Origin of the sequence: Parafrankia sp. EAN1pec (assembly GCF_000018005.1) — a bacterium.
Taxonomy (GTDB): domain Bacteria; phylum Actinomycetota; class Actinomycetes; order Frankiales; family Frankiaceae; genus Parafrankia; species Parafrankia soli.
Map to the genome: position 1 here is coordinate 118,993 of NC_009921.1, position 16,094 is coordinate 135,086.

14 protein-coding genes are annotated in these 16,094 nt (G+C 70.9%); 6 read left to right on the forward strand and 8 right to left on the reverse strand.

The window, feature by feature from the left end; translation table 11 throughout:
- Window positions 1–88: 88 nt before the first annotated feature.
- On the reverse strand, window positions 89–748 hold the full coding sequence (locus FRANEAN1_RS00470) for a TetR/AcrR family transcriptional regulator (protein ID WP_012157544.1): 660 nt from the start codon (window positions 746–748) through the stop codon (window positions 89–91).
- 143 nt (window positions 749–891) lie between these two features.
- Window positions 892–2,136: a hypothetical protein gene (locus FRANEAN1_RS00475; RefSeq protein ID WP_012157545.1), complete on the reverse strand. Its 1,245-nt coding sequence runs from the start codon at window positions 2,134–2,136 to the stop codon at window positions 892–894.
- Window positions 2,137–2,441: 305 nt separating this feature from the next.
- Between FRANEAN1_RS00475 and FRANEAN1_RS00480 the strand changes: the two genes are divergently transcribed.
- Window positions 2,442–3,278 carry an undecaprenyl-diphosphate phosphatase gene (locus FRANEAN1_RS00480; protein WP_012157546.1) on the forward strand — a complete coding sequence of 279 codons (837 nt, stop codon included), beginning with the start codon at window positions 2,442–2,444 and terminating at the stop codon, window positions 3,276–3,278.
- 128 nt (window positions 3,279–3,406) lie between these two features.
- Complete coding sequence (locus FRANEAN1_RS00485; RefSeq protein WP_012157547.1) at window positions 3,407–4,018, forward strand: SRPBCC family protein; 612 nt, start codon at window positions 3,407–3,409, stop codon at window positions 4,016–4,018.
- A 29-nt stretch (window positions 4,019–4,047) separates the two neighbouring features.
- Here FRANEAN1_RS00485 and FRANEAN1_RS00490 read toward each other — a convergent pair whose 3' ends face one another.
- The 3 genes from FRANEAN1_RS00490 to FRANEAN1_RS00500 are packed head-to-tail and all read right to left on the reverse strand — an operon-like array spanning window position 4,048 to window position 6,026.
- Window positions 4,048–4,758: a GPP34 family phosphoprotein gene (locus tag FRANEAN1_RS00490; RefSeq protein WP_012157548.1), complete on the reverse strand. Its 711-nt coding sequence runs from the start codon at window positions 4,756–4,758 to the stop codon at window positions 4,048–4,050.
- 24 nt (window positions 4,759–4,782) lie between these two features.
- The gene (locus FRANEAN1_RS00495) at window positions 4,783–5,055 is read right to left on the reverse strand and encodes a hypothetical protein (protein WP_012157549.1); all 273 of its coding nucleotides are present in this window, start codon (window positions 5,053–5,055) and stop codon (window positions 4,783–4,785) included.
- 23 nt (window positions 5,056–5,078) lie between these two features.
- A complete protein-coding gene (locus tag FRANEAN1_RS00500; protein ID WP_012157550.1) occupies window positions 5,079–6,026 on the reverse strand; it encodes an SPFH domain-containing protein in 948 nt (315 codons plus the stop codon).
- Window positions 6,027–6,201: 175 nt separating this feature from the next.
- Between FRANEAN1_RS00500 and FRANEAN1_RS00505 the strand changes: the two genes are divergently transcribed.
- Together FRANEAN1_RS00505 and FRANEAN1_RS00510 are read left to right on the forward strand one after the other, a co-directional pair.
- Entirely contained in the window at window positions 6,202–7,182 is a 981-nt protein-coding gene (locus FRANEAN1_RS00505) for an ATP-binding cassette domain-containing protein (protein WP_012157551.1), read from the forward strand.
- Window positions 7,179–8,495 (forward strand): ABC transporter permease, encoded by a 1,317-nt coding sequence (locus tag FRANEAN1_RS00510; RefSeq protein WP_012157552.1) that lies wholly within the window; start codon window positions 7,179–7,181, stop codon window positions 8,493–8,495. Before FRANEAN1_RS00505 ends, FRANEAN1_RS00510 begins: the two co-directional genes overlap by 4 nt.
- A 52-nt stretch (window positions 8,496–8,547) precedes the next feature.
- Here the strand turns inward: FRANEAN1_RS00510 and FRANEAN1_RS00515 are convergent, their stop codons facing one another.
- On the reverse strand, window positions 8,548–9,351 hold the full coding sequence (locus FRANEAN1_RS00515) for an N-acetylmuramoyl-L-alanine amidase (protein WP_041253498.1): 804 nt from the start codon (window positions 9,349–9,351) through the stop codon (window positions 8,548–8,550).
- 511 nt (window positions 9,352–9,862) lie between these two features.
- On the opposite strand from FRANEAN1_RS00515, the gene FRANEAN1_RS00520 reads away from it, so the two are divergent.
- Both FRANEAN1_RS00520 and FRANEAN1_RS00525 read left to right on the forward strand, forming a co-directional pair.
- A complete protein-coding gene (locus tag FRANEAN1_RS00520; RefSeq protein WP_012157554.1) occupies window positions 9,863–10,753 on the forward strand; it encodes a GNAT family N-acetyltransferase in 891 nt (296 codons plus the stop codon).
- 15 nt (window positions 10,754–10,768) lie between these two features.
- Entirely contained in the window at window positions 10,769–11,485 is a 717-nt protein-coding gene (locus tag FRANEAN1_RS00525; RefSeq protein ID WP_012157555.1) for a hypothetical protein, read from the forward strand.
- A gap of 133 nt (window positions 11,486–11,618) precedes the next feature.
- Here the strand turns inward: FRANEAN1_RS00525 and ahcY are convergent, their stop codons facing one another.
- The gene (gene ahcY / locus FRANEAN1_RS00530) at window positions 11,619–13,055 is read right to left on the reverse strand and encodes an adenosylhomocysteinase (protein WP_012157556.1); all 1,437 of its coding nucleotides are present in this window, start codon (window positions 13,053–13,055) and stop codon (window positions 11,619–11,621) included.
- Between the two features lie 214 nt (window positions 13,056–13,269).
- On the reverse strand, window positions 13,270–15,867 hold the full coding sequence (locus FRANEAN1_RS00535) for an MMPL family transporter (protein ID WP_012157557.1): 2,598 nt from the start codon (window positions 15,865–15,867) through the stop codon (window positions 13,270–13,272).
- Between the last annotated feature and the right edge of the window lie 227 nt (window positions 15,868–16,094).

Here is a 16,094-nt window from a genome sequence, read left to right on the forward strand (position 1 = left end):
CTCCTTCCCCTACCGTTAACCGACGCAAAATACACAGATCGTTACTTTGCGTGGTGACCTGGTGGGAGGTCGGAGGCGGAGCCCGGTTTCAGTGGGCGGCGGCCGGCCCCGCCTGGAGGATCGAGACGCAGAAGTCGATGAGATGGCGCTGCTCGTCCTCGGTCGGCACCGTGCAGGGCTCCACATGGCGCTGCATCGTGCCGAGGACGGCGTCCTGGATCAGCCTGGCGTCGAGATCCGGCCGCGGCCGGCCGGCCGCCGTCAGCGGCGGGACGAGCAGCTGGCCGAGCTGCTGGTCGAGGGTGGCCCGCCCCGGCACCGAATCGCTGGCCCGGGCGAGCAGCCGGTTGACGGTGGCGCCCTGCTGCGCGACCGCCGGCCGGGTGATCTGCGCGATCATGCCGTCGACCCAGGCGGTCATCTGGCCGGCAGGATCGGACTTCTTCGACATCTGATGGCGAAGGTAGGAGCGCAGGATGACGATCCCGCGCTCCAGCACCGCGTGCATGAGCTCGTTCTTGCCGGCGAAGTACCGGTAGAAGGTCTGGTTGGACGTCCCGGCCTCGGCGACGATGTCGGCGACCTTGGGATCGGCCGGCGCGACACGGACGGCGACCCGCAGGGCCGCGTCGAGGATCTGCTCGACCTCGACGAGGGCGTCCCGCTGGTGCCGGTTCAGGGCCCGGTCGACAGCGGCCCGCACCGAGGCGGGGGTGCCCTCCCATTCCACTCCAGCAGTGTCGCTCATGGTCGAGGTCCTTCGGGTACGGGATGTTGGGAGGCGCGAAACTCGGTTCTTTGGATAATAGAATTATATTCTTTGCGGGGCGGGGCGGGGCGGGGCGGGGCGGCTGTGGGGGCGGTCAGGGTACCGGGCTCTGGCCGGGCGGATCACCACAACCGGGTGGTTCGCGGGCCGGTCACCTGGGCGGCGAAGGCGTCCAGCCGGTTCCACAGCAGGTGCCGGGTGCCGGCGAAATTGTGCATGTGCGCCATCCTCGGCGCGACGAACCAGGCGAGGTCGGTGGCCGAACTGAAGGCGGCCAGCTCGGTCAGTGGCGGACCGGTCACGTCCCGCGTCCCGGTCGCGAACAGGACTGGGACGTCGATGCTCGCCGCCGCCTCGGCCACCCCCGCGGGCAGTACCTCGGCGCCGGTGAGCCCCGGGTAGGTGGTGCTGCCCCAGACCGGGGCGGTCCGCCGGCCCGGCAGCCCCCCGGTGCTGTCGGCCCGCACGAGTGACTCCGGCACGTCCTCCCAGAAGAACGCGTAGATCCAGTCGGCTGACGCCAGGACGACCGCCATCGCCTCGTCGGGGGAGGACCCTTCGGGGATCACCGGGCCGGGCGTTCCGGGACGCCACGGAATGGTCGTCGCCGTCATGCTGCTGCCCAGGATCGCCACGCCGTCGAAGGTGCGGTGGTGGGCCTGCATGGCGGCCAGGATGTGACCGCCCATCGACTGCCCCATGCCGATCACCGCCGACACGCCGACCGGCCCGACGCCCGGCGTCAGCGTGCCGGAACGCAGGCCGTCGACGACCGCCGTCACCGCGTGGTGGCCGGCCGCGGCGACCGTCGGCAGGTCGGTGACCTCGGTCGGCGGAACGCTGCTCTCCCCGACACCGAGGTGGTCGACCATGACAACCACCGCGCCCCGGCGGACGTGGTGCTCGGCCTGACTGTAGCCGGGTTCGGGCAGGTCGAAGTACCGCCGGGCGTACCCACCGCCAGGAAGCCCGACCAGGACGGGGACACCCGGGCCGGAGCCGCCTGCGGCTAAGCCGCCTGGTTCCAGGCCGCCTGTTTCCAAGCCGCCTGTTTCCAAGCCGTCCGCGCCGGGGCCGGTGGCGGACGGGGATGGCGGCGCGGGCAGGCAGACGGTCACCGCGATCTGCCAGCCGTCCTGGTCGGCTCCGTCGTGCTGGCTGCTCTGGTTCTGACTGCTCTGGTCGTGGCCGCGCGTGGCGGGTACCGGGATGCGCAGGTCGAGTCGCAGCACGCCGCCGTCCGGCCGGTCCGCCGGCTCGGGCCGTCGCTGCGGGCCGGGCGCGGGAACCGTTGGCTGGTGCGGCACCGGCTCCTGGAGCGAGTCCGCCGAGTCCGCCGAGTTCTCCGCGTCGGGTGCGTTACGCACTGTTGCTCCGTTCCATGGCGTCGGGCCCGATTCCGGCGTTACGCGGCCGATAGCCCGCATTCGTGGCGTTGGGTCGGACAAGTATCCGAGCCGGTGGCGGGAAGCGGTAGCGCCTCGTTCCGGCCCGCCCCGACCACGGACGGCAATCCGATCACGGACAGTCACCTGGTCGCGGACGGTCGCTCTCGCTGGTGTTCGACGCGCGCGCAGCGTGACCTCGGCGGACCCACCGCGTATTGGTGATCTTTCTCGACATACACTCCTGGCGATCTCCCGGGCGGAGGTGGTGTGGAGGAAGGGCGGGCATGAACATCGTCGAAGCGGTTTTTCTCGGCGCCGTCGAGGGGCTCACAGAGTTCCTCCCGGTCTCCAGTACCGGTCACCTGACGATCATCGAGAAGCTGCTCGGCTACAGCATCGACGACCCGGACATCACCGCATTCACGGCGATCATCCAGGTCGGCGCGGTGTTCGCCACGCTGCTCTACCTCCGGCATGATTTCCGGCGGATCATCGCCGCCCTGGCCAGGGGCGTGACCCGGCCGGAGTACCGCGATCACCCTGATTTCCGGTTCGGTGTGGCGGTGATCGTCGGATCCATTCCCATCGGAATAGTCGGCCTGCTCTTCAAGGACCAGATCGAGACCACACTGCGCAGCCTGTGGTTCGTCGGCACCGCCCTGATCGGGTGGAGCGCGGTGATGGGCTACGCCGATCGCGTCGCGACCCAGAAACGGCACGAAGACGACGTGACCTGGAAGGACACGCTGGTCATCGGCGTCGTCCAGTGCATGGCGCTGATTCCGGGAATCTCGCGTTCGGGGTCGACGATGTCCGCCGGGCTGCTGCGCGGGATCGACCGGGTGACGGTCACCCGCCTGTCGTTCTTCCTTTCCATCCCGGCGCTGTTCGCGGCGGCTCTGCTGCAGGTCGTGACGGAGTCGTCCAACATCGAGCAGGGCGTCGGCTGGACCGTCACCATCACCGCGACCGTGGTGAGCTTCGTGACGGCCTACTTCGCCATCGCGTGGCTGCTCAAGTTCGTCGCCCGCCACAGCTACAGCGTCTTCATCTACTACCGGCTCGCGCTCGGCTCAGTGATCCTGTTCCTCCTCGCCACCGGGATCATCTCCGCGACCTGACGCCGGGTTCGGTACCGGGATCCGCGCCGCCCGGCACCCTTTTGCCCTCCCGTCCCGGATGCGTGTGTTAGGGCCTCACCATCGGGGAGGACCCCACCCATCCGACGTCGAAGTCGATGGGAGGAACCATGACGAGCACCGTGCAGGAATCGATCGATGTGGCCGTCCCGGTCCGGACCGCCTACAACCAGTGGACCCAGTTCGAGTCGTTCCCGAACTTCATGGAGGGGGTCGAGTCCATCCAGCAGACGGACGACACCCACACCCACTGGCGGATCAAGGCCGGTGGCACCGAGCGCGAGTTCGACGCCACGATCACCGAGCAACTCCCGGACGAGCGCGTCGCGTGGAAGAGCACCGAGGGGAGCCGTCACGCCGGCGTGGTGACGTTCCACCGGCTGGCCGACGACGCCACCCGGGTGACGGTGCAGATGGACTGGCAGCCCGAGGGGCTCGTGGAGAAGGCCGGCTCGGTGCTGGGCGCCGACGACCGCCGGGTGAAGGACGACCTCAAGCGGTTCAAGTCCTTCATCGAGGAGCGCGGCCAGGAGACCGGGGCCTGGCGGGGTGACGTATCGCGCCCGGACGCCGCCGGTCAGTCCGGTCAGTCCGGTCAGTCCGGTCAGCCCGGCCGGTTGGGTTCGTCGGAAGCCCCCGGCACGGGCGGCGCCGGTGGTCCGCAGCGGGATCAGGGGACCGGCGGGGCGACGTACTCGCAGCCCGGCGGCGGCGAGTTCTGACCTGGCGGGTCAACCCCGCGACCGAGTCGTCAACCGGCTGCACCGGCTGATTCGGCGGTCTGCGCCTCCCGCACGGCGGCGCGCAGCGCCGGGACGGCCGGCCCGGCGACCGGTTCCAGCAGCGCGAGCCGACCCTTGAGTGCCCGCCGGGCCCGGCCGCTTTTCATCGCCCCGATCTGACCGGCGGCGAGGAGCGCGGCCAGGCTCGCCGGGCCGGGGTCGGCGCGGCCGGCCGGGCCTCCGTGTAGGACCTGCTCCACCTCGCGGTGCAGCCGGCGGACCATCGCCCGGTCCCGCACGGTCACGGAGGTCGCCGGGATCATCCCCAGGATCCGGCGTCGCTCGACCCTGATCCAGCGGCCCGCCTCGAGCTGGTCGCGCACGACCCGGCCGGCGGTCCGCTGGTTTTTGTTCACCCAGTGCTTCCACGACCGGTGACGGGACGACGCGCCGACCTCGCTGATGAGCTGTGCGCACAGCTCATCGGCGGTCGGGGTGCGCCGCCGGCCCGGCGCAGCAGGCTGGCCCGGCCGCCCTTCCGCGTGCGGCCGGTGCTCCGCACGGGGCGCGACGGGCTTGACCCGGCCGTTCTCGTCGGTCAGCAGTCCAGCCCGGTAGAGCTCGGTCGCGGCGGCCGCGCGTAGCGCGCGACCCAGATAGGGCGAGCGGTACATGCGGTTCCGCTCCAGGTCGTAGGCCAGCAGGTAGAGCTGGGCCGGCAGCGACGGTGGTGGTTGCATGACGGGTCTCCTCCCAGGTGCCGATCACGGTGGCGGGGTGCGGCGGACGTCCACCGCCTCGGTCGAGGGGGCGTCCTCGGGGCCGGGCTCGGGGCCGGTGGTGGTGTCCCGCCGTGGGCGTCCGCGGCGCGGTATTGCGCCGGCCTCCCTCGGTAGCCGGCCCCGGTCCGCGAGCGCGGCCCGCAGTAGGAACTCGATCTGTGCGTTGGTGCTGCGCAGCTCGTCCGACGCCCATCGCGCCAGCGCGTCGTGGACGGCCGGGTCGAGGCGCAGCAGGATCTTCTTCCGTTCGGCCACGTACCGTCACCGGCTCCCGCGGCTCAGGTGTAGAGGGATCCGGCATTGATGACCGGCTGCGTCGACTGTTCGCTGCACAGGACCACGAGCAGGTTGCTGACCATGGTTGCCTTCCGTTCCTCGTCCAGCTCGATGATGTTTTCCCGGTCGAGGCGTTCCAGCGCTGCCTCGACCATGCCCACGGCGCCCTCGACGATCCGCGAGCGGGCCGCGACGACGGCGCCCGCCTGCTGGCGCCGGAGCATCGCCTGGGCGATCTCCGGCGCGTACGCCAGCCGGGTGATGCGGGACTCGATCACGTGTACACCGGCGGAGGCGACCCGGGCCGCGATCTCCAGTGAGAGCTTCGCGGTGATCTCCTCGGCGTTGTCGCGCAGCGACATGACCTCGGGGGCCGCGTCGTAGGGGTAGCTCGTCGCGATGTGCCGCACGGCGGTCTCGGACTGGATGGCCACGAACTCGACGAAGTCGTCCACCTCGAAGACGGCCTGCGCGGTGTCCTTCACCTGCCAGACCACGACGGCCGCGATTTCGATCGGGTTTCCGTCGGCGTCGTTCACCTTCGCCACGCCGCTCTCGTGGTTGCGGATGCGGGTGGAGACCTTCTTGCGCGTGGTGAAGGGGTTCACCCAGCGCAGCCCGGTGGTGCGGATCGTCCCTACGTAGCGGCCGAACAGCGCGACGACCCGGGCCTCGCCCGGCGCGACGGCGGTCAGGCCGCACAGCGCGAAGAACGCGGCGATGAGGCCGAGCACGCCGACCACGATGAGGACGGCGCCGACGGGGGCGGAGTGGTCGGCGGCGACGACGATCCCGGCGATGCCGAGCGCGAGGCAGGCCAGCATGCCCAGCAGGCTCGCCAGCAGGGCCAACAGGCCCGAGTGGTCCTTCGCATGGTGTTCCCGGACGCTCGGTTCGGGCATGTCGACAACGACATGTTCGACGTCCACCTGGGGTGTCTCGGTGCTCATGTGTGCCTCCGGATGGGGAGCTTGATCTGGCGAGCCGGTCCGCCCGGCGCGTTCCGACCTGGTGTGCTGGTCGGGCCCGGCTACCTCTGCGCTAGCGCCGAGGTATCAAAGTGATATCACTTTAGCTCGGTACTATGTGGTCGTCCAGCAGCGGGACGTGACGCGGAGGTGGTCGATGCCGGACAGGCGGCTCGAGATCGACGATGTGCGCAAGCGGTATGGCGAGGTCGTCGCGCTCGACGGCATGACCTTCGACGTTCGCGAGGGGGAGCTGTTCGGCTTCGTCGGCAGCAATGGGGCGGGCAAGACGACGACGATGCGCATCGTGCTCGGGGTGCTCGCGGCCGATGCCGGGCAGGTCCGGTGGGCCGGCCGCCCGGTCGACCTCGCCGTCCGCCGCCGGATCGGCTACATGCCCGAGGAACGGGGCCTGTACCCGAAGATGCAGGTCCGCGACCAGCTCGTTCACCTTGCCCGGCTGCACGGGATGCCGGCCGCTGCCGCCGGCCGCTCCGCCGACGCCTGGCTCGAGCGGCTGGGCGTCGCGGCGCGGCGGGACGACGAGGTGCAGAAGCTCAGTCTCGGCAACCAGCAGCGGGTCCAGCTCGCCGCCGCGCTCGTGCACGACCCGGAGGTTCTCGTGCTGGACGAGCCGTTCTCCGGGCTCGACCCGGTCGCGGTCGACGTCATGAGCCAGGTGCTGCGGGAGAAGTGCGACGAGGGGGTTCCCGTGGTGTTCTCCAGCCACCAGCTCGAGCTCGTCGAGCGGCTCTGCGACCGGGTCGGCATCGTCGCCGCAGGGCGGATGGTCGCCGCCGGCACGGTCGACGAGCTGCGGGCGGACGGCACCGAGCGGATCGTCGTCGAGGTGCCCGGGGCCCCGCCGGGCTGGGCCGAGGACCTGCCCGGGATGACCGTCCGCGCCACCGAGGGGGCCCGTACGGTGGTCGACCTCGCTCCCGGCGCCGACGACCAGGACCTGCTGCGCCGGGCGCTGGCGGTCGGCCCGGTGCGGGAGTTCCGCCGCGGCCGGCCGTCACTCGCCGAGCTGTTCCGCTCCGCGGTGAGCACCGATGAGGGCGCCCCCGGCGTCCGCTCCCGTACCGGCTCCGGATCTGACACGGCGAGCGCGACGGACGAGGTGACGGTGGCATGAGCCCGGAATCCGATCACGAACACGGCCGCGAGGCCACGGCCGGCCCGGCCCCAGGCATCCCGGCCCAGACCGGTGCCGGGCCGGCGCCGGCGCCGGGTTCCGGTGGCCGGGGCGACTATCCGGCGCTGGGCTCCTGGGCGACCGTGCGGCTCGTCGCCGGTCGCGAGCTCGGCGTACGGCTGCGTTCCAAGGTCTTCCGGATCACCACCGTCGCCCTCCTCGTCCTGCTCGTCGGCGCCGCGGTCGTGATCGATCTGGTCGACGGCGGCGATTCGACGGAGTCCGTCGGCGTGACGGCGGCGGAATCCGCGATCACGGCGCCGCTCACCGCCGCCGCCCGGAGCCTGGACGTCGGCATCACGACCCGCGAGGTGCCCGACGAGGCCACCGGGTTGCGCCAGGTCGCCGACGGCGATCTGGACGCCCTGGTGACCGCGTCCCCGAACGGCCTGCGCGTTGCCGTCAAGGAGGACCTGAACGACGAGTGGCGCGCCGTGCTGGCTGTTGTGGCCCGCCAGCAGGTTCTCGACAACGAGATCAGCGTGCTCGGCGGCGACCCGGCCCGGGTGAACGAGGCGGTCGCCGCCACGCGGGTCGATGTCACCCAGCTCGACCCGGCGCCGGCCCACCAGGGCGAGCGGCTCGTCCTCGGGATCGCCGCCGCGTTGCTGATCTACATGGGCCTGATGCTCTACGGGCCGGCCGTTTCCCAAGGGGTGGTCGAGGAGAAGTCGAGCCGGGTGGTCGAGCTGCTGCTGTCGACGGTCCGCCCGTGGACGCTCATGGCCGGCAAGGTGTTGGGTATCGGGCTGGTAGCGCTGATCCAGATGATCGTGCTGGCCGGCGGGGGCCTGGTCGCCGCGCTGGTCACCGGCGCGCTCTCGCTGCCCTCCGGCGAGGCCACCGGGACGGTGATCTGGTCGGTGGTCTGGTACGTCATCGGGTTCTTCCTCTACGCCCTCCCGTTCGCCGCGGTCGGGGCGATGGTCTCCCGGCAGGAGGACGTCGGGGGCATCTCGAGCCCCATCGTGCTGGCGATCGTGGTGCCCTGGGTGCTGGGGATCTCGATCGTGCCGGGCGATCCCGACAACGGCCTGATCGCGGTGCTGTCCCTGCTGCCGATCTTCGCGCCGGTGCTGATGCCGATGCGGATCGCTCTCGGGGTGGCGCCGGTGTGGCAGTTGGTCCTCTCGGTGGTGCTCGCCTTGGCGCTGATCGGCGTGCTCATCCGGCTCACCGGGCGGATCTACCGCAACGCGGTGCTGCGGACCGGGGCGAGGGTCTCCTTCCGGGACGCCCTGCGCGAGGCCTGAGCCGCCGCGGGTCCCGGTCCCGACCTTCGGCCCCGGCTCGGCCCCGGCCGCCTCACACTTGGCGGTTCATCCCGGTGAGGACATAGCCGATCTTGCGCCAGGTGTTCGGGCCGCAGACCCCGTCCTCGGGTATGCGGCCGAACCACGGCGTCGCGTACCGCTGAAGCGAGGCCACCCGGGCGGTGGTGCGCGCGCCGTAGGCCCCGTCGGGCGCCAGGCGGTAGGGGTCACCCGTCGGCGCCTCGTGGCCGAAAATGATGTTCAGTGCGTTCTGCAGGGTGACCACCTCCGGCCCGCTCATCCCCTCCCGCAAGGTCGGCATCCCCGCGTACCGCTGCCGCGGGTCCGCGAGCGAGCCCCCGGGGGACGCCCCCAGCGCGGCCGCGAGGATGTCGCCCCGGCGGTTCGCGCGGACGTTCCCCGGGCACGAGTGACCACCCCACGCCGCGCCGCCCATGCGGTGCGTGCCGAGCCCGTAGCCGTTGGGTGAGTCCGTGATCTCGGGGCGCCAGCCGAACTCGCGCATCCCCCAGGCGAAGAGCTCGCCGAGGCGCTGTACCTGGATCGCCGTGTAGTCCTCGGAGTCGTACCCCTCGCACTCGACACTGATCCAGAACGGGTTGCCCGCGGCCTGCGCCCAGGCCCGGCGGTCGAACGGGACGTACTGCTCGAACTCGCCTGCCTTCGACAGCCACAGGTGGGCGCTGACCTGGCTGGCCGGATTGTCGAACCAGCCGAAGAGCGAACCGGTGCCGACCTGGACGTGGGGGATCAGCCCGCGGGTCGGCTCCACCATCGTCCCGGACGTGTTGCGGACCGGGCGGTTGCGGGCCGGTGGGTAGAGGGTGACGGCCACGGTCAGCCCCGGCCGTTCGTGCTCGCCGCGTGCCCGGACTCCGTCGGCAGTCGGGTCTCTGCCGGCCTTCGGACCCCTGCCGGCGCTCGGGTCCCCGCCGGTGCTCGGGTCCCTGTCTGCGCTCGACGTACCGGTTGCCGTCGGTCTGGACGAGTCACGTGTTCCTCTTCGTGTCTGTGTGGTGTCCGGGTGGCCCGCCGCGGCCCGTGGCCGCCGTCCTGGTGGTCGGCCCCAGGCCGTGCTTTCGGTGTTTCGCGTGCGATCCCATGACGATCCGTACAAGAGGGATTCCTACCCCTGCGCTGGGAACCCGTCACATCTGGGTCGGCTGAGCGGGCCAGCCCCGGCTCGGTGCGCCCTTCGGCGTCATGGCGCCAGTTGTCTATGTAGTGACACTTTTGTTGTTTTCCATAGATATATGTAGTCTATGAGTGCGCGGATTGCCGAGATGGATTGACTGCTTACACTGACAAACCGTGCGCACTCCGCCGGCGTTCACCCGGTTCCATCGGTGACGCCTTCCTCGACGACTGTCGCCGGTGCTCCCGAGGGCGGTCCCACTTTTGCCCTCGTCGCGGGCGTTCCGTCGGCGGCGGTGTTCGACCTGCGCCACGAGGTCTTCGTCGGGGAGCAGGGCGTGCCCGCAGACCTGGAGCGCGACGCCCTGGACGCGAGCGCAGACCACGCTGTCCTCGTCGGCGCGGGCGGCCTGGTGCTCGCGACGGCACGGCTGATCACCCCGGAGGGTGGTCAGGAGCCGGATGTCGGGCGCGGGAGGTACGGCGTGATCGGGCGGGTCGCCGTCCGGCGCCCGTACCGCGGGCGGGGCCTCGGGCTGTTCGTCACCGAGGCCCTTGAGCGGCTGGCCGCCGAGCGGGGGCTGACCACGATCGAACTGCACGCGCAGCAACAGGTCGAGGAGTTCTACCGGCGGGCCGGCTACCGGCCGCGGTCCGCCCGCTTCGGCCCGGTGCGCGACATCGAGGCGGGCATCGACCACATCTGGATGCGCCGCGACCTGGAGCCCGAACCCCGCCTCGACCCGGGCCGGAATCCGCCGCGCGCCGGGGACCCGGCTGCCTCGGCTGCCCGGCCTGCCCGCTCCGCCGTGCCGTCGGCGGAGCGTTTCTCGGATGCCGGGGTCGGCGAGCTGTGGGTCGGTGGTGCTTCCCCGGACGCGCTCCGTGTCGTCGCGCGTCTCGGCTACGCGCGCACGGGCCGCGAGCGTGAGCCGTGTGAGCGTTCGGGAGCGCCCGAGCTGGAGCACCGCCGTGGCACGGTCGCCGCGCCGCGCCGCGGTCGTGGTGGTCCCGCTGTGCCCTGTCGCCAAGCTGACAGGGCGTGTGTTGGCCACGAACTCGGCACCGATGTTCACCCGGCGTGTTTGTCTGATCGTCCGTAGAGGGAGGGTGTCACCATGACCGTCGCACGATCGTTCTCAGTGGGCCGGGCGGGGCTCGTGGCTGTTCTGATCGCCGGCACGTTCGCGATCACCGGCCAGACGGCGGCCCGAGCAGGTGGCACCCCGGGGGCCGAGTGCCCGGGCGGGCAGGAGTTCGAGGTCGCCGTCACCGGCGACGAACCGGACCCCGGCCCGCCGGTGCGGCTCGAGGCCGGCTACTACGCGCACACCGCGTCCTTCTGGCCGCCCCGGTCCGCGGTGCTGTGCCGCACGGAGTCGGGCACGGACCAGCCGTCCGCCCAGGTCACCGACACCCCAGGCCTGACATGCCCGGCCGGTGCCTCCGAGCTGGTGGTCCCTGACGTGATCCCGACCGACATCGAGACGCCCGTCGTCGCGGATTCCGGGGCGTTGCTGCCCGCCGGTTGGTACTCGCTCCCGTCGCTGGATCCCGAGTCGGCACCGGCCAGCACCCAGCCCACCGATCTGCCTGACCAGGCTGGTCCGGCTGGTCCGGTCACTCCTGTGAACCAGCCCGGCCCCGGCCAGACCGCGCTCACCAGTCCCGGTGCCACCGGCCCCGAGAGCACCAGCCCCGCGACCGGGGGCGGCGTGACCGAGGCCGGCGCGTTCACCGGCGGCGGCACCGCGCCGGATGGGGACGGTGCCGGCACGGTCGTCTGGACCACCCTGTGCTGGTCCCAGACCGATCCCGGCGCCCCGGCCGCCTGAGCCCACCTGCGCCGCGGGCCGTGGGCCGCGAACTCCCAGGGCGGCAGCCGGGCCCCAACGACGACGAGGGCCGTCCCGATCGATCGGGACGGCCCTCGTGTTCACGGCGGCTCGGCGAGGCGAGCGCCTGTGCTCAGTAGCGGTAGTGGTCCGGCTTGTACGGGCCCTCCACCGGCACGCCGATGTAGTCGGCCTGCTGCTTCGTCAGCGTCGTGAGCTTGACGCCCAGGGCGTCCAGGTGCAGCCGGGCGACCTTCTCGTCCAGGTGCTTGGGCAGCGTGTAGACGCCGACCGGGTACTGCTCGGTCTTGGTGAACAGCTCGATCTGGGCGATCACCTGGTTGGTGAAGCTGTTCGACATCACGAAGCTCGGGTGGCCGGTGGCGCAGCCGAGGTTCATCAGCCGGCCCTCGGCCAGCACGATGATCGAGTGCCCGTCCGGGAACACCCACTCGTCGACCTGCGGCTTGATGTTGATCTTCTCGATGCCGGGAGTCTTCGTGAGGCCGGCCATGTCGATCTCGTTGTCGAAGTGCCCGATGTTCGACACGATCGCCTGGTGCTTCATCGCGGCCATGTGCGCGGCCGTGATGATGTCGTAGTTGCCGGTGGTCGTCACGAAGATGTCGGCGGTCGAGACGACGTCCTCGAGCGTGGCGACCTGGAAGCCGTCCATAGCGGCCTGCAGCGCGCAGATCGGGTCGATCTCGGTGACGATGACGCGGGCGCCCTGGCCGCGCAGCGCGTCCGCGCAGCCCTTGCCGACGTCGCCGTAGCCGGCGACGACCGCGACCTTGCCGCCGATGAGCACGTCGGTCGCCCGGTTCAGCCCGTCGATGACGGAGTGGCGGCAGCCGTACTTGTTGTCGAACTTCGACTTGGTGACCGAGTCGTTCACGTTGATGGCGGGGAAGGCGAGCGTGCCGGCCTTCGCCATCTCGTACAGCCGGTGCACGCCGGTGGTGGTTTCCTCGGTGACACCCTTGACCGACGTCGCGGTCGTCGTCCAGCGGCCGGGCTTCTCGGAGATCGTGCGGCGCAGCGTCTCCAGGACGATCGCGTACTCCTCGGAGTCCGAGGCGTCGGTCGCCGGGACGGCGCCGGCCTTCTCGAACTCGGCGCCCTTGTGGACGAGCAGGGTGGCGTCACCGCCGTCGTCGAGGATCATGTTCGGCGCGCCGCCGTCCGGCCAGGACAGCGCCTGGTCGGTGCACCACCAGTACTCATCGAGGGTCTCGCCCTTCCAGGCGAAGACCGGCACGCCCTTCGGGTCGTCCTTGGAGCCGTTCGGCCCGACGACCACCGCGGCCGCGGCGTGGTCCTGCGTGGAGAAGATGTTGCAGGACACCCACCGGACGTCCGCGCCGAGGGCGACGAGCGTCTCGATCAGGACCGCGGTCTGGATCGTCATGTGCAGGGAGCCCATGATCCGGGCGCCCTTGAGTGGCTGGCTGGCCGCGTACTCGGCGCGGGTGGCCATCAGCCCGGGCATCTCGTGCTCGGCAAGCCGGATCTCCTTGCGGCCGAACTCGGCCAGCGCGAGATCCGCGACCTTGAAGTCGAAAGTCATGCCCTCTCCTCATTGCGCTCGGTGGCTGCCGAGCCTGTACGGCGGTGTCACGTTCCGCTTCCGGGCTGCCGGCATGGCGGACAGTCGTCCGCCGCGACAGCGCGAGTCAGTCGAGCGTGCCACAGGGGTGCCGAACGACGAAGACCCGGTCCGGCCGCGTCACACCGGACCGGGTCCGTCGGCCCGCCCGGTAAGGGCGGAGCCGACCGCGCCGTCAGCTCTCGGGGGTGGGCCCGGCCGAGCTCCCCGCGGCGGGCGGGGTCGCGCTCCCGGCGGGCGGTGCCGAGGTGCCGTCCGACCCGGCTGGCCCGCCCACCCCGGCGCCGGCGGGGGCCGGGGTGGGCAGCGGAAGCGCGCCGGCCGCGAGCCGCGGGCCGCGGTAGACCCAGCCGCGCTCGTCCGCCCACAGCAGCAGCGGCGGCAGCACTACGAGCGCGGAGAGCAGGGCGACGCCCACGTTCAGGGCCACCACCAGGCCGAAGTCGCGCAGCAGCGGCAACGAGCTGAACGCCAGGACCACGATCCCGATCACCGCGGCGAGCGCGGACACCATGAAGGCACGCCCGGTGCGGGCCGCCGCCTCCTCGATGGCGGCCAGCGGGTCGCGCCCGCGGCGGCGCTCCTCGATATGCCGCATGACGATCAGTGTCGTGAACTCCGTGCACAGCGCGATCACGAGTGGCCCGCCGACCGCCGTTAGCGGGCTGAGGTCGAAGCCGGCGAGCCAGGAGACGATCGCGGTGAGCCCCACCGCGATCAGCACGGGTACCACCGACACCACCGCGCGGACGATGTTCCGGTGCCACAGCAGCAGGATCAGGAACACGCCGATGAGCGCGAAGTATGTCAGCTCGACGCGGTTCTTCTCGAAGTTCTCCAGCAGGCCGGTGCCGACGACGGCCAGGCCGGACGGCGTCGCGCGGATCCCCTCGGGCGGGCTGACCGTCGCCCGGATGTCGTCGACGACGACCGCGCGTTCCTCCAGCGCGCCCGGCCCGGTCCGGAAGATCAGGTTGAGTGCCTTGCCGTCCAGGTTGACCGTGCTCTTCTGGATCGCTTCCGGCGTGACCCGGTAGGCCCGCTCGATGTCCGCGCCGGTCGGGGCGAGGAGCGTGGTGTCGGGCACCTCCATGAGAAAGCTGATCGTCGTCACCAGGCTGGACGCCGTCAGCAGTTCCTGGGGGTGCTCCTTGAGCTGCTGGTAGGTGAAGTCGTGGACGAACTTCACCGTCCTGTCGTCGAAGACGTCACCGGACTGGATGTAGACGCCCAGCTCGCTGCTGGACCCCGTCTGCGCCTTGAGGTTCTGGATGTCGTGCACGACCTGGGAGTCCTGGCTCACCCACTTCTCCGGGTCGGTCTGGACCTTCAGGTCGCCCTCGACGACCAGCCCACCGGCGAAGATCGCGGCCGCGAGCACGACGAGTGGGATGGCGGTCACCCGAGGTAGCGAGCCGAGTGCGACCACCGCGCGTCCGAGCGGGCCTCGTGAGTAGTCCCTCGGCGCGGTGGGGGAGCGGCGCTCCCGGAACCCGAGCGAGGCGGCGCTCAGCAGCACGGTCGCGACGACGATGACCGGCAGGCCGATCGCGAGCAGGACGCCGAAGTCGCGGATCATCGGCACCTCGCTGAACTCCAGCGCGAGGAACGCGACGATTCCGGCGACGGTGGCCACCGCCAGGGCCGGCATCAGCCAGGCCAGCGCCTCGGCGACGGGATCGCGGGCCCGGTCGAGCTGTGCCTCCTCCTCGACCCTGCTGTGCAGCTGGACCGCGAAGTCGATGCCGACCCCGAGCAGGACGGGCATGCCGGCGATGGTCACGACGGACAGCGGCACGCCCAGATAGCCCGCGAGCCCGAACGCCCAGACGAGGCCGACCGCCACCACGCCGAGTGGCAGCAGCCGCCAGCGCACGGCGAAGGCGACCAGCAGCAGCCCGGCCATGATGACCAGCGAGATGGCTCCGAGCGTGAGGAAGCCGCCGCGCAGGTAGTCGTTGATGTCACGGAGCAGCACGGCGGCGCCGGTCGTCATGACGTCGGCGTTGTCGAAGGTCAGGTCCTGCATCGCGGCCTCGGTGGCGGACGCTCCGCGGCCCTCTTCCTTGATGGACGCGTTCCCCTTCAACCGGACGATCATCTGCGCCGTCCGGTCGGTCGGGAAGAACGACTCGAGCGACTTGCGGACGGCACCGGTGTTGTCGTGCAGCAGGAAGTCCGTCCAGTCGGGATCGTCGAAGTCACGCCGATCCGCGGGTATCGCGTTGATTCGTTCCAGGGTGCGCAGCGAGTCGGCAAGCCGCCGCTTTGCGGAGTCCGGATTCGGATCGCGGCTCTGGGCGTCGAGCAGGATCTGCCCCGCCGGGCTGCTGATCGGATTCCCGTCCGGGCTGGTGACCAGGTTCGCGGTGAACTGCAGCGCGGTGAGCGGGGTGATCACGCTCTCGATGCGCGGGTCCTTCTCCAGCCGCGCGGAGAGATCGCGGAACTTCTTGACATTGTCGGTGGTGAAGAGGTCGACGAGATCCGTACCAGGCTTCGTGGTGAACAGGACGATCATCGCCTGGCCGCCGAAGAGGTTCTGGTAGGCGACGTTGTCCTTGGCGACCTGCGAGTCGGAATTGAGATAGTTGTCCTGGCCGGTGGTGAACTCCAGCTTGGTCAGGCCGAGACCGAGCACCGCGGTGATGATCAAGGCCACCACGGCCACCATGCCCGTCCGGCGGCCGACCGTGCGTCCGAGGCCCGACCAGAATCGCGCCGACCCACCAGATGGGGCGGACGGGTCGGACGGCGCTGGCGAGCTTGGCATCAGGCTGCTCCGGGGATCGAAGATGTTCGCGGGGGCCCGTGAGGTCCGTCCGTGAACGGTTTCCAAGGTGTATAGCGCACGTCACATCCGCATGCCGACCCTTGCGAGGGAGGAAATCATCCCGAGGCCGGCATACGGCCTCGGGCGGTTCCGCTCACCACCGACCAGTTGATGCTGGTAGCGGGACTTGGACCCTGGTAGGAGGAGTCCCGCCGGTACGGGCGGGT

What these genes read in the sequence shown, in the direction of transcription:
- FRANEAN1_RS00470 (WP_012157544.1), bottom strand. Translation starts at nt 748, where the DNA reads ATGAGCGACACTGCTGGAGTGGAATGGGAGGGCACCCCCGCCTCGGTG.
- FRANEAN1_RS00480 (WP_012157546.1), top strand. Translation starts at nt 2,442, where the DNA reads ATGAACATCGTCGAAGCGGTTTTTCTCGGCGCCGTCGAGGGGCTCACA.
- FRANEAN1_RS00485 (WP_012157547.1), top strand. Translation starts at nt 3,407, where the DNA reads ATGACGAGCACCGTGCAGGAATCGATCGATGTGGCCGTCCCGGTCCGG.
- FRANEAN1_RS00490 (WP_012157548.1), bottom strand. Translation starts at nt 4,758, where the DNA reads ATGCAACCACCACCGTCGCTGCCGGCCCAGCTCTACCTGCTGGCCTAC.
- FRANEAN1_RS00500 (WP_012157550.1), bottom strand. Translation starts at nt 6,026, where the DNA reads ATGAGCACCGAGACACCCCAGGTGGACGTCGAACATGTCGTTGTCGAC.
- FRANEAN1_RS00505 (WP_012157551.1), top strand. Translation starts at nt 6,202, where the DNA reads ATGCCGGACAGGCGGCTCGAGATCGACGATGTGCGCAAGCGGTATGGC.
- FRANEAN1_RS00510 (WP_012157552.1), top strand. Translation starts at nt 7,179, where the DNA reads ATGAGCCCGGAATCCGATCACGAACACGGCCGCGAGGCCACGGCCGGC.
- FRANEAN1_RS00525 (WP_012157555.1), top strand. Translation starts at nt 10,769, where the DNA reads ATGACCGTCGCACGATCGTTCTCAGTGGGCCGGGCGGGGCTCGTGGCT.
- ahcY (WP_012157556.1), bottom strand. Translation starts at nt 13,055, where the DNA reads ATGACTTTCGACTTCAAGGTCGCGGATCTCGCGCTGGCCGAGTTCGGC.
- FRANEAN1_RS00535 (WP_012157557.1), bottom strand. Translation starts at nt 15,867, where the DNA reads ATGCCAAGCTCGCCAGCGCCGTCCGACCCGTCCGCCCCATCTGGTGGG.